Annotated in this window: 21 protein-coding genes; 14 read left to right on the top strand and 7 right to left on the bottom strand. The window is 67.8% G+C overall.

From position 1 onward, the window contains the following. Window positions 1-51 precede the first annotated feature (51 nt). Window positions 52-1,329 carry a Xaa-Pro dipeptidase gene (locus PBT88_RS04625; protein WP_270078051.1) on the bottom strand — a complete coding sequence of 426 codons (1,278 nt, stop codon included), beginning with the start codon at window positions 1,327-1,329 and terminating at the stop codon, window positions 52-54. 121 nt (window positions 1,330-1,450) lie between these two features. On the opposite strand from PBT88_RS04625, the gene PBT88_RS04620 reads away from it, so the two are divergent. The 3 genes from PBT88_RS04620 (at window position 1,451) to PBT88_RS04610 (ending at window position 5,326) form a co-directional block, all read left to right on the top strand. Continuing rightward, window positions 1,451-3,406, top strand: a complete 1,956-nt coding sequence (locus tag PBT88_RS04620; protein ID WP_270078050.1) for an OPT family oligopeptide transporter — start codon at window positions 1,451-1,453, stop codon at window positions 3,404-3,406. Between the two features lie 64 nt (window positions 3,407-3,470). Beyond that, the gene (locus PBT88_RS04615; protein WP_270078049.1) at window positions 3,471-3,800 is read left to right on the top strand and encodes a hypothetical protein; all 330 of its coding nucleotides are present in this window, start codon (window positions 3,471-3,473) and stop codon (window positions 3,798-3,800) included. Beyond that, entirely contained in the window at window positions 3,797-5,326 is a 1,530-nt protein-coding gene (locus tag PBT88_RS04610) for a methyl-accepting chemotaxis protein (RefSeq protein WP_270078048.1), read from the top strand. The genes PBT88_RS04615 and PBT88_RS04610 overlap by 4 nt, the downstream gene beginning before the upstream one ends. Window positions 5,327-5,351: 25 nt before the next feature. Here the strand turns inward: PBT88_RS04610 and PBT88_RS04605 are convergent, their stop codons facing one another. Beyond that, on the bottom strand, window positions 5,352-6,755 hold the full coding sequence (locus PBT88_RS04605; protein WP_270078047.1) for a helix-turn-helix domain-containing protein: 1,404 nt from the start codon (window positions 6,753-6,755) through the stop codon (window positions 5,352-5,354). A 65-nt stretch (window positions 6,756-6,820) separates the two neighbouring features. Beyond that, window positions 6,821-7,135, bottom strand: a complete 315-nt coding sequence (locus PBT88_RS04600) for a hypothetical protein (RefSeq protein ID WP_270078046.1) — start codon at window positions 7,133-7,135, stop codon at window positions 6,821-6,823. 99 nt (window positions 7,136-7,234) lie between these two features. On the opposite strand from PBT88_RS04600, the gene PBT88_RS04595 reads away from it, so the two are divergent. From PBT88_RS04595 to PBT88_RS04580, 4 genes are all read left to right on the top strand, one after another. Further along, a complete protein-coding gene (locus PBT88_RS04595; protein ID WP_270078045.1) occupies window positions 7,235-8,143 on the top strand; it encodes a LysR family transcriptional regulator in 909 nt (302 codons plus the stop codon). Between the two features lie 108 nt (window positions 8,144-8,251). Then, complete coding sequence (locus tag PBT88_RS04590; protein ID WP_326521568.1) at window positions 8,252-8,803, top strand: gluconokinase; 552 nt, start codon at window positions 8,252-8,254, stop codon at window positions 8,801-8,803. 109 nt (window positions 8,804-8,912) lie between these two features. Beyond that, window positions 8,913-9,896: an alpha/beta hydrolase gene (locus PBT88_RS04585; RefSeq protein WP_270078044.1), complete on the top strand. Its 984-nt coding sequence runs from the start codon at window positions 8,913-8,915 to the stop codon at window positions 9,894-9,896. Window positions 9,897-10,142: 246 nt separating this feature from the next. Further along, complete coding sequence (locus PBT88_RS04580) at window positions 10,143-12,422, top strand: glycoside hydrolase family 31 protein (protein ID WP_270079177.1); 2,280 nt, start codon at window positions 10,143-10,145, stop codon at window positions 12,420-12,422. A 48-nt stretch (window positions 12,423-12,470) separates the two neighbouring features. On the opposite strand, the gene PBT88_RS04575 is transcribed toward PBT88_RS04580, so the two are convergent. After that, complete coding sequence (locus tag PBT88_RS04575) at window positions 12,471-13,910, bottom strand: NAD-dependent succinate-semialdehyde dehydrogenase (RefSeq protein WP_270078043.1); 1,440 nt, start codon at window positions 13,908-13,910, stop codon at window positions 12,471-12,473. A gap of 219 nt (window positions 13,911-14,129) precedes the next feature. Between PBT88_RS04575 and PBT88_RS04570 the strand changes: the two genes are divergently transcribed. Beyond that, complete coding sequence (locus tag PBT88_RS04570) at window positions 14,130-15,110, top strand: phosphoribosylaminoimidazolesuccinocarboxamide synthase (RefSeq protein ID WP_270078042.1); 981 nt, start codon at window positions 14,130-14,132, stop codon at window positions 15,108-15,110. Between the two features lie 15 nt (window positions 15,111-15,125). On the opposite strand, the gene PBT88_RS04565 is transcribed toward PBT88_RS04570, so the two are convergent. Then, window positions 15,126-15,743, bottom strand: coding sequence for an arylesterase (locus PBT88_RS04565; protein WP_270078041.1), 618 nt, complete (start codon window positions 15,741-15,743; stop codon window positions 15,126-15,128). A 41-nt stretch (window positions 15,744-15,784) separates the two neighbouring features. Between PBT88_RS04565 and PBT88_RS04560 the strand changes: the two genes are divergently transcribed. From PBT88_RS04560 to PBT88_RS04535, 6 genes are all read left to right on the top strand, one after another. Continuing rightward, window positions 15,785-16,516 carry an ABC transporter ATP-binding protein gene (locus PBT88_RS04560; protein WP_270078040.1) on the top strand — a complete coding sequence of 244 codons (732 nt, stop codon included), beginning with the start codon at window positions 15,785-15,787 and terminating at the stop codon, window positions 16,514-16,516. After that, entirely contained in the window at window positions 16,513-19,008 is a 2,496-nt protein-coding gene (locus PBT88_RS04555) for an ABC transporter permease (protein ID WP_270078039.1), read from the top strand. Before PBT88_RS04560 ends, PBT88_RS04555 begins: the two co-directional genes overlap by 4 nt. 65 nt (window positions 19,009-19,073) lie before the next feature. After that, window positions 19,074-20,480, top strand: a complete 1,407-nt coding sequence (gene cls, locus PBT88_RS04550) for a cardiolipin synthase (protein ID WP_270078038.1) — start codon at window positions 19,074-19,076, stop codon at window positions 20,478-20,480. Window positions 20,481-20,715: 235 nt separating this feature from the next. Further along, entirely contained in the window at window positions 20,716-22,005 is a 1,290-nt protein-coding gene (locus PBT88_RS04545; RefSeq protein ID WP_270078037.1) for an Hsp70 family protein, read from the top strand. Between the two features lie 43 nt (window positions 22,006-22,048). Continuing rightward, entirely contained in the window at window positions 22,049-22,696 is a 648-nt protein-coding gene (locus tag PBT88_RS04540) for a DsbA family oxidoreductase (RefSeq protein ID WP_270078036.1), read from the top strand. A gap of 4 nt (window positions 22,697-22,700) precedes the next feature. Next, complete coding sequence (locus PBT88_RS04535; RefSeq protein WP_270078035.1) at window positions 22,701-23,129, top strand: reverse transcriptase-like protein; 429 nt, start codon at window positions 22,701-22,703, stop codon at window positions 23,127-23,129. Here PBT88_RS04535 and PBT88_RS04530 read toward each other — a convergent pair. Together PBT88_RS04530 and PBT88_RS04525 are read right to left on the bottom strand one after the other, a co-directional pair. Then, window positions 23,126-25,501 (bottom strand): TonB-dependent receptor, encoded by a 2,376-nt coding sequence (locus PBT88_RS04530; protein ID WP_270078034.1) that lies wholly within the window; start codon window positions 25,499-25,501, stop codon window positions 23,126-23,128. The two genes, PBT88_RS04535 and PBT88_RS04530, sit on opposite strands and share 4 nt — an antisense overlap. Before the next feature lie 365 nt (window positions 25,502-25,866). After that, window positions 25,867-26,763, bottom strand: a complete 897-nt coding sequence (locus PBT88_RS04525) for a bestrophin family protein (protein WP_270078033.1) — start codon at window positions 26,761-26,763, stop codon at window positions 25,867-25,869. Window positions 26,764-26,783: the final 20 nt, after the last annotated feature.

Below are 26,783 nucleotides of genomic sequence, written 5' to 3'. Positions count from 1 at the left end.
CCGGGCGCCGGCTCAGGCCTTTTCCCGCCGTCGCGGGAGAAGGCCCCGGTCTTATTGCGGTGCCTTGACCACCTCGCCGCCCTTCATCACGAAGCTCGGATGCTGGAGCAGGACGACATCCTGCAGCGGATCGCCGTCCACCGCGATCAGATCGCCATAGCGACCGACCTCGATCGCACCGACATCCCTGGTCTTGTCGAGCGCCTCGGCGGCGTTCTTGGTGGAGGCCTGGATCGCCTCGATCGGGGTCATGCCCCATTGCACCATCGTCGCGAACTGGCGGGCGTTGAAGCCATTGGGGTAGACGCCGCCATCGGTGCCGAACAGCATCTTCACGCCCGCCGCATGGGCCGCGCGGAAGGTCTGGCGCTGCTTGAGGCCGACCATCTTCTCCTTGGCCATGCTCTCGGGGAAGACGCCGTTCTTGGCCCCTTCCGCCAGGATATAGTCGTCGTCATAGATATCCATGTCGAACCAGGCGCCATGCGCCTTGGCGAGCTTGAAGCTTTCCTCGTCGGCAAGGCTGGCATGTTCGATGGTATCGACGCCGGCCCGCAGCGCATCGTTGATCCCCTCGGTGCCATGGGCATGGACCGCGACCCGCATCCCCAGCCGATGCGCCTCGTCCACGATCGCCTGGATCTCGGCGGGCGACACCTGTTCGGCGCCGACCGAATCGCCCTTGGAGAGAACGCCCCCGGTCATCGCGACCTTGATCACCTCCGCGCCATATTTGTGGACCTTGCGGACCAGCGCGCGGAATGCGTCCGGCGAATTGGCGATATTGTCGCTCGGCGTCTCGATCGACGGCGGGAATTCGGTGAAGTCGCCATGGCCGCCGGTCACGCCGAGAATATAGGTCGCCGGCACGATACGCGGGCCGGGGATGTAGCCATGCTCGATCCCCTCCTTGAGCGCGACGTCGTCATAATGATCCGATCCGACATTGCGCACCGTGGTGAATCCCGCCTCCAGCGTCTTCCTGGCGTTGGCGACGCCGACCACCATCCAGAAGCTGTCGGTATAATTGAGCGACTGGTAGCCGCTCAGCGTGGGATCGCTGGTCAGGTGGACATGCATGTCGATCAGGCCGGGCAGCAACGTGCGGTTGCCAAGGTCTATCGTCTTCGCGCCCTCCGGCACGGCATCGCCCTGATGGCCGACCGCGGTGATGCGGCCGTCGGTGATCGTCACCTGCGGCCGATCGACTTCCTTGCCGGCCAGCACGTCGACCATCTTCGCCGCCGTGACCACCACGGTCGCAGCCGTGGCCGGCACGATGGCGGTGGACGCCGCCCAAGCCGCCACCATGAAACTCAGTCGACGCATGCCCGATCCCCTTGTTGCCCGACCGTATAGAGTATGCTCCCCCGCCATGCGTCAACGGCAAAAAGCGTTTGCCCCCGGCCTGTGGCTCGCCGACAAGAGCGCGACACGACAAGGGACCGACATGGCGCGCGCGAAGACGGATAATGAGCTCACGATCGGCGCGCTGGTGCTCGGATCGCTGCTGACGTTGATCTTCACCGCCGCCAATGTGTTCCTCGGCCTCAAGGTCGGCCTCACCTTCTCCACCTCGATCCCGGCGGCGGTGATCTCGATGGTGGTGCTGAAGGCGCTCGGCCGCTCCGGTATCCTCCAGAACAACATCGTGCAGACGGTGGCATCGGCGGCCGGCACGCTCGGCTCGATCATCTTCGTGCTGCCCGGCCTGATCATGGTCGGCTGGTGGGCCGATTTCCCGTTCTGGCAGAGCTTCCTGATCTGCGCGACCGGCGGGCTGCTCGGCGTGATGTTCTCGATCCCGCTCCGCCGCGCGCTGGTCACCGGATCGGACCTGCCCTTCCCCGAAGGCTGCGCCGCCGCCGAAGTGCTCAAGATCGGCAGCGACGACGATGCCGGCAGCGCGGGTGTCGAGGAGAGCAGGGCTGGCCTGACGGCGCTGCTCACCGGCAGCGCCGTCTCGACGCTGTACGCCCTGCTCAGCGCGATGCGGCTGACGGCGGCCGAGGCCTTCGCCTGGTTCCGCATCGGGCCGGCGGCGACCGGGATCGATTTCGGCCTGTCCTTCGCGCTGATGGGCGTCGGCCATCTGGTCGGCCTGTCGGTCGGCGCGGCGATGCTGCTCGGCCTGTTCATCGGCTTCGGCGCGGCGACCCCGCTGCTGACCGCGCTCCACGGCGCGGCCGGCCCCGCCGCCGACGTGGCGCAAGGCGTATGGAGCCACGAGGTCCGCTTCATCGGCGCAGGCGTGATCGGCGTCGCGGCGCTGTGGACGCTGGCCAAGCTGATCCTGCCGATCGCCAAGGGCCTGCGCGAGGCCGCCGCCTCGTCCAAGGCGCGCAAGGGACCGGGCGGCGCGGCGCTGCCGATCGAGGAGCGCGACATGCCGGTGGCGTTCGTCGGCGCAATCTCGGCGGCGCTGATCGTGCCGATCGTCGGGCTGCTCGCGCACTTCGCCCAGGGTGGACCGCTGGCGCCGATCGCCTGGCCGCTGGCGATCGGCGGCACCCTCTATATCTATGTCGGCGCGATCATCGTCGCCTCGGTGTGCGGCTATATGGCCGGGCTGATCGGCGCCTCGAACAGCCCGCTCTCGGGCGTCGGCATCCTCGCCATCCTCGGCGCCGCGATCCTGCTCGCCGTTGCGGTAGCGCCGTTCGTGCCGGCCGCCGCATCGGCGCACATGATCGCCTTCGCGCTGTTCGCCACCGCGATCATCTTCTCGGCGGCGACCATCGCCAACGACAATCTCCAGGATCTCAAGACCGGCCAATTGGTCGGCGCGACGCCGTGGAAGCAGCAGGTCGCGCTGATGGTCGGCGTGATCGCCGGCGCGCTGACCATCCCGCCGGTGCTCAACCTGCTCGCCAGGGCCTATGGCTTCGGCGAGATGTCGGCGCTCCACCCGCACCCGCTGCCCGCCCCGCAGGCGCTGCTGATCTCCGCGCTCGCCAAGGGCGTGCTGAGCCATGATCTCGACTGGAGCCTGATCGGCATCGGCGGACTGATCGGCTTCGCGCTGATCGCGCTCGACGGCTGGCTGGGCCGCACCGGCAGGCTCCGCCTGCCGCCGCTCGGCGTCGGCATCGGCATCTATCTGCCGATGTCGGCGACGCTGCCGGTGATCATCGGTGCCTTCCTCGGCCATTGGTGGGAGAAGAAGAACCCCTCGCCCGCCGCCCAACGCATCGGCGTGCTGATGGCATCGGGGCTGATCGTCGGCGAGAGCCTGTTCGGCGTGATCCTCGCCATCCCGATCTCGATCACGCTCAACCCGATGCCGCTGGCCGTCGTCGGCGACGGTTTCGCGACCATCGCGATGATCGGCGGCGCGATCCTGTTCGCGGCGCTGCTCGCTTTCTCCTACCGGCGCGCGACCCGGCTGGGCGCGGCGATTATTTAGCCTTTGGTCGAATTTTTGCTGAGGGTTAATCGCTTGCTAAAGCTATTCTCCGAAACGGGCGGAGATGAACGCCGCTTCGAAGAAACAGGCCGGACGCGGCCATAGCCGCTTGATCGGCTTGCAGGCGGTCATCGCCTGCACCGCCATGGGCTGGCTGCTGCTCGCGCCGCCCGCACAGGGGCAGATGACCCTGGTGCCGTTGACCGCCAGCGCGGCCCTCACCCTCCCGGCGACCGTCCTGCACGGGGACATTCGCCTGATCGGCACCGGGCCGCTGCCAGGCTCGCTGCTCGTGGAAGGGCGCCGTGCCGACTTTTCCGGCTATCTGCTGCACCATGCGACCCTCGTGCTCGCTACGCCTCCCGGCGGTTGCGGCGCGGAAAGCCAGGCATGATCGTCCGCGACCTCGACGACCTGCGCCGTAACGGCATCCGCCTGCTGACCGGCGCGGGCTGGATCTTCGTGGCGGTGCTGTTCGTCCTGTCCTTGATCTTTGCCGGCAAGCCTGGGTGGGAAGCGTTTGCCATCGGCTGCCTGGTCAACCTGATACCGACATTCTGCGCGGTGCGCGGTCGCTACGATGTCGGCGCACGCAACGCGGTGGCGGTGATGCTGGCCGTCCAGCCGGCGCTGCTGGTGTTCGTCATGCAGGGTGCGATCTGGCAGGCCGACATGCACCTTTATTTCTTCGCCTCGCTCGCGATGCTGACCATCCTGTGCGACTGGCGCCCGCTGATGATCGCCGGCACGGTGGTCGCCATCCACCATCTGCTGCTGAGCGTGCTCGCGCCCGCTTGGGTGTTCCAGGGCGGTGGCGGCGTCTCTCGCGTGCTGATCCATGCCGTAGCCGTGGCGATGCAATGCGCGGTGCTGGGCTATATCACCAACCAGTTGCGCGCGATGATCGTGAAGCAGGGTATCCAGCGCGAGACCAGCGAGATTCTGGCGGCCGAAGCCCAGGCCGCACGGGAAAATGCGGAGCGGGCGCTGGCGACCACCGAAGCCCTGGAACGGCGCGCCGCGGCGGAACGCGCGCGCCGCAAGCAGGCCGAAGCGGAGGTCTCGCATCTCCGTCGCAACGCGCTGCTGGAACTGGCCGCCGAATTCGAACGCTCGATCACGGGGGTCGCCTCGGCGGTGGGCATCGCCGCGTCCACGCTCGAGGAGTCGGCGCGCTCGCTCGATGCCCTCGCCCGCAACACCGGGCGCCAAGCGGCCGATGTCGCCGCCGCCGCGGTCCAGACCAAGGATGCCGCACGCTCGGTCGCCGGCGGGGTGAGCACCCTCTCGCGCTCGATCGGCAGCATCGCCGTCAACGTGACCCAGCAGGCCGAACTGACCGATCATGCCCGCAACCGCTCCGCCCATGGCGACAAGGCGGTTCGTGCGCTGGCGCACCGGACGGTCGATGTCGGCGCCTTCGCGCACATGATCTCGACCATCGCCTCCCAGACCAATCTGCTCGCGCTCAACGCCACCATCGAGGCCGCCCGCGCCGGCGAATCCGGGCGCGGCTTCGCGATCGTCGCGCAGGAGGTGAAGGCGCTCGCCAGCCAGGCCGCCCATGCCACCGGCGAGATCAGCGGTATCATCTCGGGCATGAACATCGGCGCCAGCGAAGCGGAGCAGAGCTTCGAGCATGTCGCCGCCGCCATCGCCGAACTGACCGAGGCGGCTGCCGCCATTCGCGGCGCAGTGGACGAACAGCGCGTCGCCGCCTCCAGCATCGAACAGAGCGCCGACGAAGCCGCCGCCGGCATGGACGCGATGGCCGACCGGATCGCCAGCGTGTCCGAAAGCGCCTCGGCCGCCGAACAGCTGTCCGGCCGGGTGAAGGGCGCGGCCGGCGCGCTCTTGCGCCATGCCGAGACGCTCCAGAACGCCACCGACACCTTCGTCAACCACCTCCGCGCCGCCTGACCCGTCGGCGAATGCCGGCGCTCGATCAGGTCGCCCGAAACGGATAGGGCGATGCCGGCCGCTGATAGGGGTTGAGATCGAGCGCGCGGGTCACCGGCGGCAAGGCGCGTTCCGGGCAATGCCGGCGCTCGCACAGGTGGCAGGCCGGGCCGATCGGGATCGGCACGTCGCCGAGTCCGGCCGCAGCCCCGATCGCAGCCGAATGCTTCGCCTCGCAGCCCAGCACGATCGTTACCAGCCCCGGCGCGGCGGTGCGCGGGATCGCCCGCGCGAACGTCACGTAACGGGTCTCGTCAGGCGCCTCGACGAGCGCTGCGATCGTCTCGCCGGGCAGGCGGAAGGCACGCTGCACGCCCCAGCGCGGGCAACCGCCGCCGAAGCGCGCGATCGGCATCGATTCGCCGGAAAAGCGCTTCGAGACATTGCCCGCCGCATCCAGCTTGAGCAGGAAGAAGGGGATGCCACGCGCCCCCTGCCGCCCCAGCGTCGTCAGCCGGTGCGCCGCCTGTTCGAACGACACGCCGAAGCGTGCAGCGAGCAGATCGAAATCGACCCGGCTCTTCTCCGCCGTCTCCAGGAAGCGCGCATAGGGCATCAGGATCGCGGCGGCGGCATAGTTGGCAAAGGCGACGCGGGCGAGCCCTGCGGCCTCCTCGTCCGGCGGGGCGGCGCGCTCGACCGCCGCTGCGATCGGCTTGTGGAGCGCCTGCATCGCCAACTGATAGGCGATGCCGAACAACCGGCTCTCGGCAGGCAGCCGCTCGGACAGCATCAGCCGTCGGCGGTGGAAATCATAATGGCGCAGCGATCCGGACAGCACATCCTCCGGCATCACCCGCACCACGATGCCGTAGATGTCGCCGAGCCGCCGAAGCATCTCCTCGCGCAGCGCATCCGGCCCCGCACCCGAAAGTTCGAGCGACAGCGCCTCGGCCGCCTGGTCGAGCTCGTCGAAATGATTGCGCTTGCCGTCGAGATATTCGCGGAGCCAGTCGAGCGGCGACGCGGTCGCGGACGGCGCGCTGCCCAACTGCCCGATCCGCTCGGGCATCCGGCGCAGATCGGTGAGCGCGCGGTACATCCGCGTCACCGCCTCGGCGACGCTGGGATAATTTTCGGCGACCTCCATCACCTCGTGGCGCGGAATGCCGATATCGCGGACGAGGCCATCGGCGAAGATCTCGTGCAGGTCGCTCGCCGCCGCCTCGTTGGCGCCGGCGACGAAATCGCGCATGTCGATGTCATAGGTGCTGGCGAGGCGGAGCAGCATCTGCGCGGTCAACGGCCGCTGGTTGCGCTCGAGATGGTTGAGGTAGGAGGGAGAGACGCCCAGTTCCTCGGCCATGTTCGTCTGGTTGAGGCCCAGTTCGCGCCGCAGCACGCGCAGCCTTGGGCCGAGGTAGAGCTTGCGATCGGCGGCGCTGGTCATGGGCCGAGACTGTCACATCATGACAATCTCAACAAGTCACAGCCAACACGCCACCCCGCGACAGGTCAGGCGGCGACGATCCGCAAGGCCTCGATCTGGTCCCGGCTATAGCCCATCGCCATCAGTTCCGACGCGATCTCTCGCGCGCGCGCCACATTGCGGCGGCTGGCGCAGACGAAGCGGCGCACCGCATCGAGGCGTGGATCGGCGAGCGGGCGGGGCTGCTCGATGCCGGTCAGCGCGCGGAACAGGCGCGAGACGCGCCCCTCCGGCTTGCCCTGCGGCGCAGCGCAACCGAAGCGCGCGGCGTCGCGCAACGCGACGGTGACCGCCTGCCATTCCGCTGTGGTGAGATGAGGCTGCGCTTTGATATCGACCATCAGCATGATCTGGCTCCCTTCCGATGAACAATCGATTAGCGGAGTTTCGCTTAGCGCATCATCCAGATAGTCTCTGTCAAAACGTTCGAGGAATTTGATATGTCGAGCCCCGGCACGCCCACTTACGATCAGTTGCGCATCTTCTTGAGCGTCGTCGAGACCGGCAGCTTCGCGGCGGCCGGGCGCAAGCTCAATCGGGCGACCTCGGTGATCAGCTACGGCATCGCCAATCTGGAGGCGCAGCTCGGCATCCTGCTGTTCGACCGGGAGGGGACACGCAAGCCGGTGCTGACCCCGGCCGGCAAATCGGTGCTCGCCGAAGCCCATGCCATCGCCCATGGCATGGACGGCCTGCGCGCCAAGGTGAAGGGGCTGACCCAGGGGCTGGAGCCTGAGGTCAGCGTCGCGGTCGACGTGATGTGGCCGAGCGCCTGGCTGGGATCGGTGCTCAAGGCGTTCGCGCGCGAATTTCCGACGGTGACGCTGCGCCTCCATGTCGAGGCGCTGGGCGCGGTGGTGGCGCTGGTGCTGGATGGCCGCGCCTCGATCGCGATCGGCGGCCCGCTGTCGCTGGAGGTCGATGGGCTGGAGCACATCGCGCTGGGATCGGTGCCGCTGATCCCCGTCGCCGCGCCCGATCATCCGCTGGCCCGAGGCCGGCTGCGTCCCGGTGCCGGGCGCGAGCATATCCAGTTGGTGCTGACCGATCGCTCGCCGCTCACCGCCGGGCGCGATTTCTCGGTGATCAGCGACCGCACCTGGCGGCTCGCCGATCTCGGTGCCAGGCACCAATTGCTGCGCGAGGGAGTCGGCTGGGGCCATATGCCGATCCCGCTGATCGAGAGCGATCTGGTCGCGGGCACGCTGGTCAAGCTCGACATGCCCGATCACACCGGCGTCATCTACAAGTTCGATGGCGTCTATCGCACCGATGCTCCCCCCGGCCCCGCGGCAGGCTGGCTGCTGGAGCGCTTCGCGCTGGCGGCCGGGGTGGAGGCGGAAATCTAGAGGTTGCCGGGGATTGGGCCGGCGCAGGCCGTGCCGGACGGGCTACGCTTGCCGGCTTATCGGATCTGTGATGTTAGCCACCCGATAGAAGCAGCGAAGGAGACGTGCGTGCAGGGCGAAGCCACCAGGGGCCAAGATGCCCCGCTTGCCATCATCGTGATGGGCGTCAGTGGCAGCGGAAAGTCGACGCTCGGCCGGATGCTCGCGGCGCAGCTCGGTTGCGCTTTCCTGGAAGGCGACGATTTCCACTCGGCAGAGAATGTCGCGAAGATGCGCGCCTCGATCCCCCTCACCGACGAGGATCGCTGGCCATGGCTCGACAGGCTCGGCGCGGCCTCCGGCGAGGCCGCGACATCGGACGGTCTCGTGGTGACGGCCTGCTCGGCTCTCAAGCGGGTTTATCGCGAAAGGCTGGCCGGCGCCGCGCATATTCCGACGGTCTTCGTGATGCTCGAGACCAATGCGCAGGAACTCACGCGGCGGCTGGGCAATCGGCCTGGCCATTATATGCCGCCCAGCCTTCTCACCAGCCAGTTGCAGACGCTCGAACCGCCCGGCGCCGACGAAGCGGCCCTGATCCTCGATTCGAGCGAGGCGACTGCGGCCCTGTGCGAGCAGGCGCGGAACTGGATCGTCCGGCAGGGGACGAAAGCAGGCTGACAACCGCGCCTCGGCGGGGCATGACATCCGGCAAAAGCCGCCGATGCGATCGTCGCCGCCCATCGTGCGACGATCGAGCGTCGGTCGATCATATCGGGAGGATGCATCGATGCCGTTGGTAACCCGCCGAGTCCTGCTGGGCGCGGCCGCTGCGGCGGCCACCACAGCCGCCACCGCAGCCGCCGTCCCCCTCCAGCTTTCGGCCAACGAGACGATCGAATTGTGGCCCGGCCCGCCGCCCGGCACGGGATCGGCCGCCATCGTCCGCAAGGTCGACGATCAGGACAAGACCGGCACTGCCCCCGATCGCTGGATCAGCGGCATCGCGCGACCCGTGATGATCGTCTTCCGGGCGCCGCGGCCGGATGGTTCGGCGGTGCTGATCGCCCCCGGCGGCGGCTATGGCTTCCTGTCCTACGACAATGAGGGGACGGCACAGGCGGCCTGGCTGAACGCACGCGGCACCACCGCCTTCATCCTGCTCTATCGCCTGCCCGGCGAAGGCTGGCACCAGCGGCAGGACGTGCCGTTGCAGGATGCCCAGCGGGCGATGCGGCTGATCCGGGCACGTGCCGATCATTTCGGTATCCAGCGCGATCGCATCGCCGTGCTCGGCTTCTCGGCGGGCGGCCATCTCGCCGGATCGCTGGCGACCCGCCACGCCGAACGCATCTATGCGCCGATCGACGCGGCCGACCAGATCGATGCCCGCCCCGATCTCGCCGCCCTGCTCTACCCGGTGGTGAGCCTGGAAGCGCCCTTCACCCATGGCGGATCGCGCGACGCGCTGCTGGGGCCGGATGCGCCCGAAAGGATGCGGCTCGCTTATTCGGTCGAGCATCGTGTCGATGCCACCACGCCGCCGATCTTCCTCACCGCCGCCGCCGATGACGGGCTGGTGCCGCCCGCCAACAGCATCGCTTTGTTCAACGCGATGCAGGCCGCGCAGCGCCCGGTGGCGTTGCACATCTTCGAGTCCGGCGGCCATGGCTTCGGTGCCCGCCTGCCCAAATCGAACCCCGGATCGACATGGCCGAGCCTGATGGAGCGCTTTGCGATCAGCCACGGCCTGTTCGCCGGAAATTACGGCTGAGCGACGAGGCGATCATGGCCGTCGCTCGGACAGGCCGGAGCGGGAAATAGGCGATGCCGGTTCGCACGGTGGCATTCACCGGCTCGACAACGACCCTGCTCTGATGGCAGGTGTCGCCGCGAACGCGATCGGAAACGCGCTCGATGCGCTCGGCGCCCACGATAAAAAGGGAGAATGATGTCGATGGCCAGGCCCCTCCAGACCAAGGTCCGCGCGCTGCGCGCCGCCCTTTTTGCTTGCGCACCGATGATAGCGCTACCAGCAGTCGCGGCGCCGATGGCAAGCCTCGATCGCCACGGCAGCATCGTCGCGATCGAGCCCTATGCACCGAACATCGTGCGCGTCACCATCGCGGTCGATCCGACGCTGGCCGATGCGCCGCCGGGCGACGGCCCCAACGCCAAGTCCGATGCGACCGGCTGGAGCCATCGCACCGACGCTTCTGGCGACGTCTTCGCGTCCGCGGCGCTCTCGCTCACCGTCGCGGCGCAGCCCTGGCCCAAGGCGCCGACCCAGATGGAACGCTATTTCGCGCCGGCGCTGCCGCCGGTGTCGGTGACGGTGAAGACCGCGGACGGCCAGCCGCTCACCACCATGACCGGCTGGAGCATGGCTCCGCATGACGTGACCGGCGAAAAGACCTTCAAGGTCGGCGCCTCCTTCGACGCGCCCGCCGACGAGCATTATTACGGCCTCGGCCAGAACCAGGAGGGCATTCTCGACCTCCGCGGTCGCACCATCGATTGCAAGCATAATTATGACGCGCCGGCCGGCGAGACGGTCTGCGTGCCGTTCATGGTCACCAACAAGGGTTATGGCATCGTCTGGGACAATGCGTCGGACACGACCGTCTCGCCCGGCCTGCACGGCAGCACCAACTGGACGTCCAATGTCGGCGAGCGCGTGTCCTTCTTCATCATTGCCGGCAAGAGCTATGACGATCTCTATGCCGGCTACGCCAAGCTGACCGGCGCCACGCCGCTGCCGCCCAAGGCCGCCTTCGGCCTGATCCAGAGCAAGGCGCGCTACACCAGCCAGCAGGAACTGATGGACATCGCCAAGGGCTATCGCAGCCGTGGCTATCCGCTCGACGTGATGGTGCTCGACTGGTTCTACTGGTCGCGGATGGGCCAGCTCGACATCGATCACACTTATTATCTCGACCCCAAGGGCATGAACGACGCGCTCCACGCGATGGGGATGCACTCGATCGTCAGCGTCTGGCCGCGTTTCGAGCGCGAATCGCGCTATTTCAATTTCCTCAGCGCCAAGGGCTGGCTGCTGAAGGACAAGGACGGCAATGTCGTGGACGGCCTGCCGGTCCGCTCGGATCGCGCCGGCGCACTGATCGACAGCACCAACCCGGCCGCACGCGAATGGTATTGGGATCGCATCCGCGACAATATCGCCAGCCAGGGCTTCGACTGGTTCTGGCTGGACGAAACCGAACCCGATCTGGTGCCGGACGGCTCCTTCTATTCGATCGGCACCGGCGATCGCTATCACAACCTGTTCCCGTTGCTCCACACCGAGAGCGTAGCGGAAGGTTCGGCGCGCGACCGGCCGGACAAACGCAACCTGATCCTGTGCCGCGCCGCCTATCTCGGTTCGCAGCGCAATGGCTGCCTGTTCTGGTCCTCCGACGTTCACTCCACCTGGGAAGCCTTGCAGCGGCAGGTGCCGGCCGGGCTGAACTTCACCGCGTCGGGCCTCGCTTATTGGGGCAGCGACACCGGCGGCTGGCAAGATCCATCAGGTCCGCCGCCGCTCCATCCGCCGCTGGTCGATCCGGCCGGCGCCACCGCGATGCCGACAAGCTACACCGATTATCCGGAATTGTTCGTCCGCTGGTTCCAGTATAACAGCTTCACGCCGACGCTGCGCATCCACGGCCAGCGGCCGGGCACCGCGATCTGGCAGTACGGCGCCGCGGCCGAGCCGATCCTCGCGAAATATCTGCGCCTGCGCTACGCGCTGATCCCCTATCTCTACTCGCTCGGCCGCGAGACCTATGAGACGGGCGCGCCGTTCATGCGCGGCCTGTTCATGGATTTTCCGAACGACCCGGCGGTCGCCACCATCGGCGACGAATATATGCTGGGCAAGGCGTTCCTCGTCGCGCCCGTCACCCAGCAGGGCCAGACCAGCCGTCCGGTCTATCTGCCCGCTGGCGCCGACTGGTATGATTACTGGACCAACCGCAAATATACCGGCGGCCAGACGATCACCGCCGCGGCCCCGATCGAAACGATCCCGCTGTTCGTGCGCGCCGGTTCGATCGTCCCGATGGGCGCGCAGGTGCAGAGCACGATGGAGCATCAGCCGCTGGAGAGCATCCGTGTCTATCCGGGCAAGGATGCGACCTTCACACTGTATGACGACGACGGCGAAACCAATGCCTACCGCAACGGCCAGGACAGCAAGACGCTGCTCGAATGGAATGAGGCCGCCAAGCGGCTGGTCCCGAGCGGCAAATCGGCCGTGAAGATCGATCCCGCGCTGGTGAAGATCATCGCACCGGAATGAAGAACAAAGCCCGCCGGCATCCGATGCCGGCGGGCCGTTCCGTTCGCGTCAGGCCTGGTTGACGGCAACCGTGCGGATGTTCAGGTAGTTATCGAGCGCCTCGGGGCCGCCTTCGGTGCCATAGCCCGAATCCTTGATGCCGCCGAAGGGCAGCTCGGCCGACGGCGTCGCCGCCATGTTGACCCACAGCATCCCGACCTCGACCCGGCGGGTCAGCAGATCGGCATTGGCAAGCGAGCGCGTGAAGGCATAGCCGGCCAGCCCGAACGACAGCCGATTGGCCTCGGCGATCGCCTCCTCCAGCTTGTCGAAGCCACGGATCGCGGCGACCGGGCCGAACGGCTCGTCGTTGAAGATGCGCGCCTCCAGCGGCACGTCGGTCAGCACCGTCGGCTGCCAGAAATTGCCGGCGTCGCCGATCCGGCTGCCGCCGGTCAGCAGCTTGGCGCCCTTGGCGACGGCATCCTCCTGGAACTCGGCCATCGCGGCGAGCCGGCGCGGATTGGCGAGCGGGCCCATCTGGGTGCCGTCGGCCGAGCCCTCACCCACTTTGAGGCCGCTGGCATAGGCCGCGAACGCCTCGGCGAACTGCTGCTTCACGCTGTTGTGGACGAGGAAGCGCGTCGGCGAGATGCACACCTGTCCGGCATTGCGGAACTTGGACGGTGCGATCGTCTTCACCGCGAGATCGATGTCGGCATCGTCGCACACGATCACGGGGGCGTGGCCACCCAGCTCCATCGACACCCGCTTCATATGCTTGCCCGCCAGCCCGGCGAGCAGCTTGCCGACCGGGGTGGAGCCGGTGAAGGTGATCTTGCGGATGATCGGGCTGGCGATCAGATATTCCGAAATCTCCGCCGGATCGCCGAAGACGAGGCCCAGCACGCCTTCCGGCAGGCCGGCATCCTGGAACGCCTTGATCAGCGCGGCCGGGCTGGCCGGGGTTTCCTCCGGCGCCTTGACGATCATCGAGCAGCCCGCGGCGAGGCCGGCCGAGATCTTGCGGACGATCTGATTGACCGGGAAGTTCCACGGCGTGAAGGCGGCAACCGGGCCGACCGGATCCTTGATCACCATCTGCCGGATCGACAGGCTGGCGCGATGCGGCACGAGGCGGCCATAGACGCGGAAGCCTTCCTCGGCGAACCATTCGATGATGTCGCCGGCGGCCATCGCCTCGCCCTTGGCCTCGGCCAGCGGCTTACCCTGCTCTTGGGTCAGCAGCTGCGCGATCTCGTCGGCACGCTCGCGCATCAGGGCGGCGGCCTTGCGCATGATCTTGCTGCGCGCGGCGGGCGTGAAATCGCGCCACACCTCGAAACCGCGCTGTGCCGCCGCCAGCGCCTTGTCCAGATCGGCGCGGCTGGCATGGGCAACGCGGCCGATTTCCTGCCCGGTGGCCGGATTATGGACCGCGAGCGACCGCCCATCGGCGGCATTCTGCCACGTGCCATCGATGAAGAGCTGGGTATCCAGATAGGCCATGCGTCACGACTCCATAATGTTGCCTGCCCCCGGTCCATCCTTCATCGGATGCCGCCGGGGACCATGAGAAACCGGCCCCCATATCGGGGGACACCCCTATCGCGGCAACCCTTGCCGGCGCCCCGGCAGCGCAAAAACGCCGATCCCGCCTTCTGCCGCTGACAGGCGGCGACGACCGGGCTAGGAGGCGGCATATTCGCCCGACCATAGGAACTGCGCATGTCGCCTCACGATTTCACGCCCTTCGCATCGCGAACGCTGGATGACGCCACGATCGCGGAGCTTCCCCGGCATTATCGCGGCAAGGTCCGCGACAATTACGATCTGGCCGACGGTCGCCGCATCATCATCGCGAGCGACCGGCTGAGCGCGTTCGATCGCATCCTCTGCGCCGTCCCCTTCAAGGGCCAGCTGCTCACCCAGACCGCGCGCTTCTGGTTCGAGCAGACCGCGGACATCGCCGCCAACCATGTGCTGACCTACCCCGATCCCAATGTGCTGATCTGCCGCCGGCTCGACATCCTGCCGGTCGAGATCGTGGTGCGCGGCTATCTCGCCGGCACCACCGGCACCTCGATCCTGACGCTCTACAAGGCCGGCCAGCGCCAGATGTACGGCATTGAGCTGCCGGACGGGATGCGCGACAATGAACAGCTGCCGACGCCGATCATCACGCCGACCAGCAAGGAGTTCGACGGCGGCCATGACGAGCCGCTGACGCCCGCCGAGATCCTCGAGCGCAAGCTGCTCACCGCCGCCCAGTGGGACGAGCTGAGCGCCACCGCGCTGGCGCTGTTCGCACGCGGCCAGAAGCTGGCGAGCGAGCGCGGCCTGATCCTCGCCGACACCAAATATGAGTTCGGCGTCGATGCCGAGGGCAAGATCGTGCTGGCCGACGAAATCCACACGCCGGACAGCAGCCGCTACTGGAAGCAGGCGAGCTACCAGCAGCGCTTCGAGGCCGGCGAGCGGCCCGACAGCTTCGACAAGGATTTCGTCCGCTCCTGGGTCGCGGCGCGCTGCGATCCCTACAAGGATCCGATCCCGGTCATTCCCGAGCAGCTGATCCTCGGCACCGCCGCGGTCTATGCCGAGGCCTTCGAGACGATCACCGGGCAGAGCTTCGAGCCCGATCTCGAAGGTGCCACGGTGCTGGAGCGGATCCGCGAGCGGCTCGCCCCGCTGTTCGTCGAGCGCTGAGCCGCCGGCGCGCGCTCAGCCCGCCGGATCGGGGCGGGCGAGCGCGCGCCGAACGGTCGGCAGCATCCGCGCCACCACGATCGCCACGCCCTGCGCATTGGGATGGATGCCGTCAGCCTGGATCAGCGCCGGCCTGCCGACCACGCCGTCGAGATAGAAGGGATAGAGCGGCACGTCATAGCGACGGGCCAGCGCCGGATAGATCGCATCGAACGCCCGCCGATAGTCCGGCCCGAGATTGGGCGCGGCCTTCATGCCGGCGATCAGCACCCGGATATGGCGGCGCTGCAATTCGGCGAGAATGAGATCGAGGTTGGTCGCCAGCTGCGCCGTCGGCAGGCCGCGCAGCATGTCGTTGGCGCCGAGTTCGACGATCACCAGATCGGGCTTCACGCCCAGCCCGCGCAGGCCCCAAAGCAGCCGGGCGCGACCCTGTGCGGCGGTATCGCCCGAAATGCCGCCATTCTTGACGGTCGCAGGAATCCCGGAGCGGCGCAGCGCGCCCTCCAGCTGGGTGGTGAAGCCGTCATGCGGCGGCAGGCCGAGGCCGGCGGTAAGGCTGTCGCCGAACGCCCAGATCAGCGGTACGGCGGCGTGCGCGGGCGCTCCGGCCAGCGCAGAAAGTGCGAGCATGAGATAGACAAGCTGCCGCAGCGCACCATATCCTCGGAACCGTGCCATTCTCCGCTTCTCCACAACCGCCCGCGCCGGACAGCGCCCCCGATAGCATCGTCATCGAGGCGCGCAATCTGACGCTGTCGCTTGGTCGTGCGCCTGCCCAGGTGCAAATTCTGCGCGGGATCGACCTGACCGTGACGGCGGGCGAGAGCGTCGCGCTGCTCGGCCCGTCCGGATCGGGCAAGTCTTCGCTGATGGCGCTGCTCGCCGGGCTGGAACGGCCGAGCGGCGGATCGGTGCGCGTCGCCGGGCTGGACTTCGTCGGCCTCGACGAGGATCGGCTGGCGATCGCGCGGCGCGGCCGGATCGGCATCGTGCTCCAGGCCTTCCACCTGCTGCCGACGATGACCGCGCTGGAGAATGTCGCCGTCCCGCTCGAACTGGCCGGCGAGGCCAATGCCTTCGCGCGCGCCGCGAGCGAACTGGACGCGGTCGGGCTCGGCCATCGCCTGACCCATTATCCCGCCCAGCTTTCGGGCGGCGAGCAGCAGCGCGTCGCTATCGCCCGCGCGCTCGCGCCCCGCCCCGCCCTGCTGTTCGCCGACGAGCCGACCGGCAATCTCGACGCCGCGACGGGCAGCGCCATCATGGACCTGCTGTTCGCCCGCCACCGCGAGGCCGGCGCGACCTTGTTCGTCATTACCCACGACCCGAACCTCGCCGCGCGCTGCGGGCGGATCGTGGAGCTGGGCGACGGCCATATCGTCGACGACCGGACGACCGCGTGAGCCTTGCCTGGCGGCTGGCGCTCCGGGATCTGAAGGCCGGCGGCCGGGGCCTGTGGCTGCTCGCGCTGTGCCTGTTCCTCGGCACCGCCGCGCTGGCCGGGATCGGCAGTCTTTCGGCCAGCATCCTCGGTGCGCTCGATGCGCAGAGCCATATCATGCTCGGCGGCGATCTCGAGATGCGGGTGTCGCAACGGCTCGCGACCGTCGAGGAAAGCGCCGCCTTCGCCACCGCCGGCACCACCTCCGAGACGGTGCGGATGCGCGCGATGGCGCAGCCCGTGGCCGCCGGCGCGCCGGTGCTGGTCACGCTCAAGGCGGTCGACGCGGCATGGCCGCTGGTCGGCCGCTTCGCGCTCCAGCCCGGTGCGACGACTGCCCGCCCCCATGGCTTGCAGGCCGCGATCGCGCCGGCGCTCGCCGATCGCATGGGACTGCACGTCGGCGACGCGATCCGGATCGGCACCGCGCGACTGACGGTGATCGGCATCGTCGCCAGCGAACCCGATCATCTCGGCGAGGGGTTCAGCCTCGGCCCGCTCGTGCTGGTCGACATGGCCGGCCTGCAGGCCACCGGCCTGGTCCAGCCCGGCAGCCTCTACGACACCCGCTACCGGCTGCGGCTGCCGCCCGGCACCGATGCGGCAGCGTTGGGCGAGCGCTTCACCGCCCGCTTCCCCAGCGCCGGCTGGACGGCGCATACCCCCGATGCGGCGGCGGGCAATCTGCGGCAGGGCATCGCCCAGCTCGGCCAGTTCCTGCTGCTCGTCGGCCTCGCCGCGCTGGCGATCGCCGGCGTCGGCATCGGCAGCGGGGTCAGCGCCTATCTCGCCGGCAAGACCCGCACGATCGCGACGCTGAAGGTGCTCGGCGCCCGATCCGGCACGATCGCGGCGATGATCCTGGCGCAGCTCGGCATCGTCGCGGGGAGCAGCACCCTGCTCGGCCTGCTGCTGGGCGCATTCGTGCCGGCGATCGTCACCGCCATGGTCGGCGATGCGCTGCCGGTGCCGCCGCGCCTCGGCCTCTATCCCGAGCCGCTGCTGGTCGCCGGCGGGCTCGGCCTGCTGGTCGCCCTGCTCTTCTCGCTGCCGGCGCTGGCCCGCGCCCGATCGGTGCCGGCCGCAACGCTGCTGCGCGGCGTGCTGGCGGCCGCCCGCAGGCCCTCGTGGCAGATCGTCGTCGGCATGGCGGCGCTGCTCGCCATCCTCGTCGCGCTGGCCGTGCTGACCGCCAGCGATCGCGCCATCGCGCTCGGCTTTGTCGGCGCGACCGGCGCGCTGGTGCTGCTGCTCTGGCTGATCGGGCTGGCGCTGCGCTTCGCGCTCGCCCGCCTGCCCAAGCCGCGCCGGCCCTTGCCGCGTCTGGCGCTCGCCAACCTCTACCGCCCCGGCGCGCCGACCGACCGGCTGATTCTGGCGCTCGGCCTCGGCTTCTCGCTGTTCGTGGCGCTGGCGGTGATCGACACCAGCCTGTCGAGCGAGATGCGCGGCGCCGCCCCCGCCAAGGCCCCGCGCTTCTTCGCGATCGACCTCCAGCCGGAGGATGCCGCGACCTTCCACGCCGCCGTCACCCATGCCGCACCCGGCGCGCGGATCGAGGCGGTGCCCTCGCTGCGCGGCGCGATCGTGGCACTGAAGGGCGTCCGCGTCGCCGACATGAAGACGCTGCCCGACGGCGCGTGGATCCTGAAGGGCGATCGCACGATCACCTGGTCGGCGACGCTGCCGCCGCGCAACGCGATCACCGCCGGCCGGTGGTGGCCCGCCGACTATCATGGCCCCCCCCTGGTCTCGATGGAGGACAAGGCCGCGCAGACGCTCGGGCTCAAGGTCGGCGACGTCATCACCGTCTCGGTGCTCGGCGTCGAGGTGCCGGCGCGGATCGCGGCGCTGCGGAAGGTCGATTGGAGCGGGCTCGGGCTCAACTTCGCGCTGGTCTTCTCCCCCGGCTATATCGAGGAGGCGCCACACGGGCTGCTCGCCAGCGTCTATGCCGCGCCCGATCGGGATGGCGCGATCGCGCTGGCGGTGGCCAATGCCCTGCCCTCGGTATCGCTGATCCGCACCGGCGACATCATCGGCCAGATCGGGACTTTGCTCGGCCAGATCGCGCTGGCCATCCGCGCCGCCGCCGCCGTGACGGTCGCCGCCGGCATCGTCGTGCTGGTCGGCGCGGTCACCGCGTCCGGGCAGGCGCGCCGCTACGATATCGCGGTACTCAAGCTGCTCGGCGCCAGCCGGCGGCAGGTGCTGATCGGCCAGGCCATCGAATATGCCCTGCTCTCCGCCTTGCTGACCGGGGTGGCGCTGGCGATCGGCGGGCTCGGCGGCTGGTACGTCGTCGTCCATGTCTTCAGCCTGCCCTGGGCGCCGGACGTCGGCGTGGTGGCGGCAACGCTGGCCGTCTCGATCGCGATGACGCTGGGCGTGGGCCTGCTCGGCTCGTTGCCGTCGCTGGCGACCCGCCCGGCCGCTACCCTGCGCGAAGGCTGATCCGCGGCCGTGCAACCGGCAGACGGGTCTGGCGTTCGGGCTGAGCACATCATTAAGCAGGGACGATGACAGGGCACCCCGATTTCGAGACGATCTATTATGCGTGCGAATGGGCGGTGCGCATCGGCGCGCTGGCCGTCGTGCCGCTGCGCCGGACGCCCGCCGCGACGCGCAGCTGGCTGCTGCTGATCTTCTTCCTGCCCATTCCCGGCCTGTTGCTGTTCCTGGCGATCGGCAGCCCGCGTTTCCCGGCGTGGCGCGAGAAGCGCTTCAAGGCGCTGCTCCCCTTCTTCACCGACATCGCCACCCGGCAGAAGGGCGGCCTCCCGATTTCCGAAGACCATCTGTCGATCGCGGCACTGGCCGAGAAGCTCGGCCACATGCCGGCGACATCCGGCAACAACTGCGAATTGCTCGACGATTATGACGGCGTGATCGATCGGCTGGTGGCGGATATCGGCGAGGCCCGCCACACGGTGCATCTGCTGGTCTACATCTTCGCCGACGATGCGACCGGCCGGCGAGTGATCGCGGCGCTGGCCGATGCGCGCCGGCGGGGCGTGGAATGCCGGGTGATGCTCGATTCGGTCGGTTCGGCGCGCTGGCGCAAGGGCGCGATCCGGTTGCTGAGCGAGGCCGACGTGGAGGTGCGCGAGGCGCTGCCCTTCCACGTCATCCACAACCGGACGCGGCGCGACATGCGCAATCACCGCAAGCTGTTCCTGATCGACGGCGTCATCGGCTATGCGGGTTCGCAGAATATCGTCGACAAGGATTTCCGAACCGGCGTCGTCAACCACGAGCTGGCGGCCCGCGTCACCGGCCCGGTGGTGGCGAGCATGGTCGCGCTGGTCGAGGCGGACTGGAGCCTGGAGACGGGCACCCCGCCGGACGCCGTGGTGACGATCCCGCCGGTTGCCGGCCAGGCCTGCGCGCAATTGCTGCCGAGCGGCGCCGACTATCCGCTGGAGGGGTTCGAGACGCTGCTGGTCTGGCAGCTCCACCGCGCCGAGCATCATGTCATCGTTGCGACCCCCTATTTCATTCCCGACGAGGATGTCCTCGGGGCGATGCGGACGGCGGTAGCGCGCGGCGTGACCGTCGATCTGGTAGTCTCCGCCGTGGTCGACCAGCCCCTCGTCAGCCTTGCGCAATGCTCCTATTATGACGATCTGCTCAAGGCCGGCATCCGCGTGAACCTGTTCCGTGACTATCTGCTGCACGCCAAGAATGTCAGCATCGACGATCGCTTCGCCATCGTCGGCTCCAGCAACGTCGATCTGCGCTCCTTCCAGCTCAACGAGGAGGCGAGCCTGCTGCTGCTCGATGCGTCGTCGGTGGCCGCCGTCCGGGCGATCCAGCAAGGCTATATCGACGGCAGCGACAAGCTCGATCTCGCGACATGGCGGCAGCGTCCGCTGGTCCGGCGGCTGATCGAGAACATCGCCGCTTTGGTCAGTTCGCTGCTCTAAGCGCCGATCGACGTTCGGATCTGGCGAATATCGGCGGATGGTTCGGCTTGAACCGTCATGCTGAACTCGTTTCAACATCCCACCTCCTCCGGGCGTTCGGCGCCGAGGTTCGCTGGGATCCTCAAACAAGTTCAGGATGACGACGACCTCGGATGCCGGGCGAGACTGATCTGCTGGCTGTCGGTCGATCTTAGCCCTTTGCGCTCGCACATCGATCCCGGTAGCAGCCCGATCCATGGCCGCTGATTCTCCCGCCTCCGTCCTCGGGCTCGATTTCGGGACGACCAATTCGGTCGCCGCGATCGCGCGGGATGGCACCTCCGAACTGGTGATGCTCGATGGACCGGCCGGCCCCGATGCGGTGTTCCGTTCGGCTTTGTGCTTCTGGGAAGACGGCAAGGGCGTGGAGATCGAGGCCGGGCCGTGGGCGATCGCCGAATATCTCGATTTCCCGGAAGGCAGCCGCTTCCTCCAGTCGTTCAAGTCGGTCGCGGCGATGGCGAGCTTCGATCAGGCGACGATCTTCGATCGCCGCTATCGGTTCGAAGATCTCGGCAAGCTGTTCCTCGATCGGATGACGGCGCGGTCGCGCGGCGCGCTGGACGGCAAGGCGCCCCGGGTCGTCGTCGGCCGGCCGGTCGATTATGCCGGGCACCGCCCCGACGCGGCGCTGGCCCGCCAACGCTACGACGCGATGTTCGGCGCGCTCGGGGCCGAGGTCCATTATGTCTACGAGCCGCTCGGCGCCGCGTTCAGCTATGCCGCGCGGCTGGACGAGGCGGCGACGATCCTGGTCGCCGATTTCGGCGGCGGCACCAGCGATTTCTCGGTGGTGCGGATCGCCGAGCCCGGCGCCAGCCGGCGCTGCGTGCCGCTCGGCCATGCCGGCGTCGGCATCGCGGGCGATCGTTTCGATGCGCGGATCATCGACAATCTGGTGATGCCGCTGCTCGGCAAGGGCGGCTCCTATCGCTCGTTCGACAAGGTGCTGGAGATACCGGGCGGCTATTTCGCCGATTTCTCGGACTGGTCACGCCTCGCCTTGATGCGCAACCGACGCACCCTGGCCGAACTGGAGAAATTGCGCCGCACCGCGCTCGATCCCGATGCGATCGGCCGGATGATCGCGGTGATCGAGGAGGAACTGGGCTACCGGCTCTACGATGCGGTCGGCCAGGTGAAGCGGGCTTTGTCCGTCTCCAAAACCGCGCGCTTCGCCTTTTCGGGCGCTGGGCTTTCGATCGAGGCAGAGGTGACCCGTGCGGCGTTCGAGGAGTGGATCGCGCCCGACGTCGCGCGGATCGAGGCAGCGGTCGATCGCGCGCTGGCGGCCGCGAATGTCGAGGCGGCCGCGATCGACCGGGTGTTCCTGACCGGCGGCACCTCGCTGATCCCCCGCCTCCGCCACTTGTTCACCGAGCGGTTCGGCGCGTCGCGGATCGCGATCGGCGACGAACTGACCTCGATCGCGCATGGTCTCGCGCTGGTGGGCGCGGAAGAGGACATCGCCGCCTGGTCGGCCTGACCCTGCGCCCCCATATCCCGCGTGCAACCCGAAGGAGCCGCCCGTGACCAAGCCCATGAAGATCGATTTCGTCTCCGACGTGGTGTGCCCATGGTGCGTGATCGGGCTGCGCGGGCTGGAGCAGGCGCTGGCCAATGTCGGTGATCTCGTCGCGGCCGACATCCACTTTCAGCCGTTCGAGCTCAATCCCGCCATGCCGGCCGGCGGGCAGGATCTCGGCGAACATCTCCATGAGAAATATGGCTCGACGCCGGAGCAGTCCGCCGCCAACCGCGCGATGATCCGCGGGCGGGCCGCAGACCTCGGTTTCGCGATGACGATGGCCGAGGGCAGCCGCATCTACAACACGTTCGATGCGCACCGCCTGCTGCACTGGGCCGGCATCGAGGGGAAGCAGATCGCGCTGAAGCACGCGCTGTTCGATGCCTATTTCACCGATGGCCTCGATCCGGGCAATGTCGATGTGCTGATCGCGGCCGCCGCCAAGGCGGAGCGCGATCCCGCCGCCGCCCGCGAAGTGATCGAAAGCGACCGCTATGCCGATGCCGTGCGCGCCGAGGAACGGGCATGGCAGGCCAAGGGCATCTCGGCGGTGCCCGCCGTCGTCATCAACGACAAATATCTGATCTCCGGCGGCCAGCCGCCCGAGGCGTTCGAGCAGGCGCTGCGCAGCATCGCCGCCGAAGCCTGATGGCGTGACGGTCGGGGTGACCCCGCGCCGGCTCAAAATCTTCTTCGACGGCGGCTGCCGGCCCAATCCCGGCCGGATCGAGGTCGCCGTTTTCGCGCGCGGCATCGCCTATTTCGGCGATGATTGCGGCGAAGGCAGCAATGGCGATGCCGAGTGGCTGGCGCTGATCGCGGCGTTACAGATCGCCCACGCTCTCAGCGACGGGCCGTTCGACCTGATCGGCGATGCCCGCTTCGTGATCGATCGCGCCAACGGCACCTATCCGTGCCGCACGCCTGAGGTGCAGGCCCATCGCGACCATTTTCTGAAGCTCGCCGCGCCCCGGCCGCCGGCGCGAATCCGATGGATCGGCCGCGCGCAGAATCTCGCCGGCATCGCCCTCGAACAACGGCGCGGCGGGGTGTTGACGTCCCCCGCCGCGCCCTTGCCTTAGAAGCCCTTCTTCAGCGTCACGAACCACTGGCGCGGCGCGCCGACCATGAAGTTCGGGTTGTCGAAATCGCCGCCGGGGCTGCTGTCGGCACGCACCTGGACGTTGTTGTCATCGACCGTCGAGATATATTTCTTGTCGGTGAGGTTGGTGACGTTCGCCTCGATCGACAGCTCCTTCATCCAGCCGCTGCCCTTGAAGCGGTAGCCGATGCTGGCATCGGCGGTGAAGCGACCACCTGCGACCAGATCATTCTCGTAGGAGAAATAGCGCTTCGACATATAGTTGCCGCCGATCCGGCCGAAGATGGCGCCGTCGTCATAGACGACCTCGCCCTTGATCATGTGCTCGGGCGCATCGACGACATATTTGCCCTTGGTCGCGGCGTAGAGGCTGCCGTCCGAATTGACGACATTATCCTGATATTTCGAGTGGTTGTAGGAATAGTTGGCGAACAGCGAGAGCGCGTGGGTGAGCCGGTAATTGACCGAAAGCTCGGCACCATACGCATGGACACCGCCGACGTTGCTGAGGATCGCCGGGTTGCCGGCGATGCCCGACCCATTGGCGAAGGCGGCCAGGCGGTTCTTGAAGTCGATGAAATAGCCGACCGCAGAGGCCTGCAACGGCCCGGCGTGGAAGCGCGCACCGCCTTCGTAGGTCTTCGACGTCTCGGGCTTGAGATTGCCCTTGAGCGCATCGAAGCCGGCCTGCGTGGTGGAGAATGGCCCGGTCGTCAGCGCCGAGACATAGGCCCGCATATTCTCGGTATAGTCGGCGAAGATCTCGACCGACGGAGCGAGATGATAGACGGCACCGGCCTGCGGCTGGAACCAGTCCTTCGCGTCGATCTTGCCGCTGGCCAGCGGCCCGGTGGTGACGTGCGCGGTGTTGTTGACGCGGACGCCCTTCCAGCCGCCGTTGAGGACGAGCTTGTCGTCGAACAGCTTGAGCGTGTCCTCGACATGATATTGCATCGTCTCGGTGTCGAAGCTCCCCTCATATTGCGTCGCGAAGGGGTTGCTCTGGAAATCGAGCGCCGAGCGATCCGGCGTGTCCGCCGACAGGCCGTAATAGCGGCGTGCCTGATGGAAGCTGTTGCTCTCATACCAGCCACCGACCGCGAAGGTGTTGGGGCCGGTCTCGTAGGTCGCCTCGCTGGTCACGCCACCGCGACGGATGGAATATTCGGTGGTGCGGAACGAGAGCGGCGAAGGGTTGGTGATGACGTTGCCGTCATTGTCCAGCGCGCCGGCAGGCGTGGCCGTGTAGGGCGTGAACCAGGAACCCTGGCCCTTGTTGTTGTGATAATAGCCGGTCGTCTTGACGCTGAGGCCGGGCGCCAGATGCGCGTCGAAGGTGATCCCGCCGAGATAGTCGTTCCGCAGGCCGCCGGCATTGTAATAGACGTCGTCGGCATTCTGATAGGGCGCGGGATAGGCGGTGCCGTTCTGGTAGGCGCGGGCAATCGCCTCGGCCGTCGCATAATCGGGGCGGATATTGTCGACGCGATAGGCGGCCTTCCAGCCGAGGCGGCTGACCAGGTTGAGCGTCAGATCCTGATAGTCGGTCTCGCGCCGCGCCGAATAATCGAAAAAGGCGGAGATGCTGCCGAGATCGCCGAGATCCTCGACCAGCTTGGCGTTGACCTGGTGCTGGCGCTGCGGGCCATCACCCTTCCACTTGTCCGCCTTGAGGAAGGCATAGCTCAGATAGCCCTTGAGGCCGGTGTTGCCGATATAGCCCGAATCGGCGCGGATATAGGCGCGATAGGTGTCGTCGGCGCCATAGGTGCCCGACGTCTTGAGGCCGGCCACGGCGGTCGGCGAATCGCTGAAGAACTGGATGGTGCCGCCGAGATTGCTGGTCGATGCGGTGCCGAGTGCGCCGGCGCCCTGCGCGACCTCGGTGCGACCGACATTCTCGGAGATGATCGCGCGGCTGATGTGCAGGCCGTTGACGTTGCCGTAGCTCATGTCGCCGAGCGGAATGCCGTCGAGCGTGAAGCCGAGCTGGTTCTGGTTGAAGCCGCGCAGCGAGATGCGCACCGCCCATTCATAGGCGCCGAACGGATCGGCCGCCTCGAACTGCACGCCCGGCAGCTTCTCGATCGCCTTGAGCGGGCTGGAGCCGGGCGTCTGGAGGGCGATGTCGGCAGCCGTGACGCTCTGCACCTGCCGGCTGCGACCGAAGCCGAGCACGACGATTTCCTTGTTCTTGTCGGCACCCTGATCGGCATCGGTCGCCGTATCGCCGGCCGCCGGTGCGGAGACGGCATCGCTGGCAGCCTGGGTCGTGACATCGGCCGCGGATGCAAGGGCTGGCACCAGCGCGGCAAGGGCCGCTCCGGCAAGTAGGCGAGATGCACCGATCATATGAAGTCCCCACAGTCGAGCGCCCGGTTCGACGCCATCGCTGCTCCATGGCGACGGTCGGTTGCAGGTGCGTGATCGATGGGTTTCGTTGCGGCGTCGTCACGATGACGGATTCGCGACAGCCGTGGCGGCCTGGCTGCGCCATCCGATGTCGTTCCGTTCCGGAAATCGGCAAAAACTGTGCGCTGCGGAAAAATCGGGGAGCCTTATCCGGACTGCGACGTTCAGCAGATGGACGCGACCGTCCCCCCCTTACGGTCGCCTACCCGAACCTCGGCCCCGCTTCGGCGGGGCTTTTTTTTTGGGCGCTCCGTTCACAGAGCATGTGATCGTCGAAGGATCATCGCTGACGCCGATCCGCCCCGTCAGCGCAGTCGGTAGCGCTCCGGCTGGAATGGGGGCGGCAGCTGTTCATCGCCCAGAGCGGCCAGCAGATCGCGCTCGATCGAGCGGACCAGCGCGTCGAGCGGCAGATCATTCGCATCGAGGCCGAACGGATCGGCCAGTTCGTCGCTCAGCGCGTCCAGCCCGAAAAAGGCGTAGCTGATGATGATCACCAGCGGCAACGCCCACCATTCCAGCGCCGGGGCGAGCGCGAACGGCAGCAGCAGGCAGAACAGATAGACGGTGCGATGGAGCAGCAGCGAATAGGCGAATGGCAGCGGCGTCGCCTTGATGCGCTCGCACCCGCCCTGAACATGCCCAATCTCGGTCAGTTGCGCTTCCAGCACCGAATAGTGGATCGGATCGATCCGCCGCTCAGCCATCAGCATGGTGCAGGCCCGGCCGACGGCGGCGAGCGCGGCGTCGGTCGGATTGGGAGAGCCGGGAGCGGCCGCATCGCCGATCCTCGCGGCGATCGCACCAACCTCGTCCTCGTCACGCAGCCGTGCCGCCAGCCCGGCGGCGACCGCGCAGAGGCCGAGCAGCAGCGGCCTGCGCTCGGCAGGGTCGATCAGCGCCGTCTGCCGCGCGAACGACCGGGCGGAAATCACGAACTGCCCCCACAGCTTGCGGCCTTCCCACCAGCGATCATAGCTCGCGCTGTTGCGGAAGCTCATGAAGATCGAGATGGAGAGGCCGATCAGCGTGAACGGCATCGCGCTCACGCCGGTGAGCCAGGACGGGTGCCAGCGGGTCAGCAGCACCGCCGCGATCGATACCAGCAACATCGACACGACCTTGCCGGCGATCGACGGCAGGATCGAGCCACGAAATGCGAACAGGCTGTCCGCCAGGCTGGGGGAGTCGCGCACGATCATGGCGGCGAGGGGTGCCGCAG

The sequence above is a fragment of the Sphingomonas abietis genome (assembly GCF_027625475.1).
GTDB classification, from domain to species: Bacteria; Pseudomonadota; Alphaproteobacteria; order Sphingomonadales; family Sphingomonadaceae; genus Solisphingomonas; species Solisphingomonas abietis.
The sequence above is the reverse complement of the archived record's forward strand: the minus strand, read 5'-3'. Positions and strand labels throughout refer to the sequence as shown.

What these genes read in the sequence shown, in the direction of transcription:
- PBT88_RS04625 (WP_270078051.1), bottom strand. Translation starts at nt 1,329, where the DNA reads ATGCGTCGACTGAGTTTCATGGTGGCGGCTTGGGCGGCGTCCACCGCC.
- PBT88_RS04620 (WP_270078050.1), top strand. Translation starts at nt 1,451, where the DNA reads ATGGCGCGCGCGAAGACGGATAATGAGCTCACGATCGGCGCGCTGGTG.
- PBT88_RS04615 (WP_270078049.1), top strand. Translation starts at nt 3,471, where the DNA reads ATGAACGCCGCTTCGAAGAAACAGGCCGGACGCGGCCATAGCCGCTTG.
- PBT88_RS04610 (WP_270078048.1), top strand. Translation starts at nt 3,797, where the DNA reads ATGATCGTCCGCGACCTCGACGACCTGCGCCGTAACGGCATCCGCCTG.
- PBT88_RS04605 (WP_270078047.1), bottom strand. Translation starts at nt 6,755, where the DNA reads ATGACCAGCGCCGCCGATCGCAAGCTCTACCTCGGCCCAAGGCTGCGC.
- PBT88_RS04600 (WP_270078046.1), bottom strand. Translation starts at nt 7,135, where the DNA reads ATGGTCGATATCAAAGCGCAGCCTCATCTCACCACAGCGGAATGGCAG.
- PBT88_RS04595 (WP_270078045.1), top strand. Translation starts at nt 7,235, where the DNA reads ATGTCGAGCCCCGGCACGCCCACTTACGATCAGTTGCGCATCTTCTTG.
- PBT88_RS04585 (WP_270078044.1), top strand. Translation starts at nt 8,913, where the DNA reads ATGCCGTTGGTAACCCGCCGAGTCCTGCTGGGCGCGGCCGCTGCGGCG.
- PBT88_RS04580 (WP_270079177.1), top strand. Translation starts at nt 10,143, where the DNA reads ATGATAGCGCTACCAGCAGTCGCGGCGCCGATGGCAAGCCTCGATCGC.
- PBT88_RS04575 (WP_270078043.1), bottom strand. Translation starts at nt 13,910, where the DNA reads ATGGCCTATCTGGATACCCAGCTCTTCATCGATGGCACGTGGCAGAAT.
- PBT88_RS04570 (WP_270078042.1), top strand. Translation starts at nt 14,130, where the DNA reads ATGTCGCCTCACGATTTCACGCCCTTCGCATCGCGAACGCTGGATGAC.
- PBT88_RS04565 (WP_270078041.1), bottom strand. Translation starts at nt 15,743, where the DNA reads ATGCTCGCACTTTCTGCGCTGGCCGGAGCGCCCGCGCACGCCGCCGTA.
- cls (WP_270078038.1), top strand. Translation starts at nt 19,074, where the DNA reads ATGACAGGGCACCCCGATTTCGAGACGATCTATTATGCGTGCGAATGG.
- PBT88_RS04545 (WP_270078037.1), top strand. Translation starts at nt 20,716, where the DNA reads ATGGCCGCTGATTCTCCCGCCTCCGTCCTCGGGCTCGATTTCGGGACG.
- PBT88_RS04530 (WP_270078034.1), bottom strand. Translation starts at nt 25,501, where the DNA reads ATGATCGGTGCATCTCGCCTACTTGCCGGAGCGGCCCTTGCCGCGCTG.
- PBT88_RS04525 (WP_270078033.1), bottom strand. Translation starts at nt 26,763, where the DNA reads ATGATCGTGCGCGACTCCCCCAGCCTGGCGGACAGCCTGTTCGCATTT.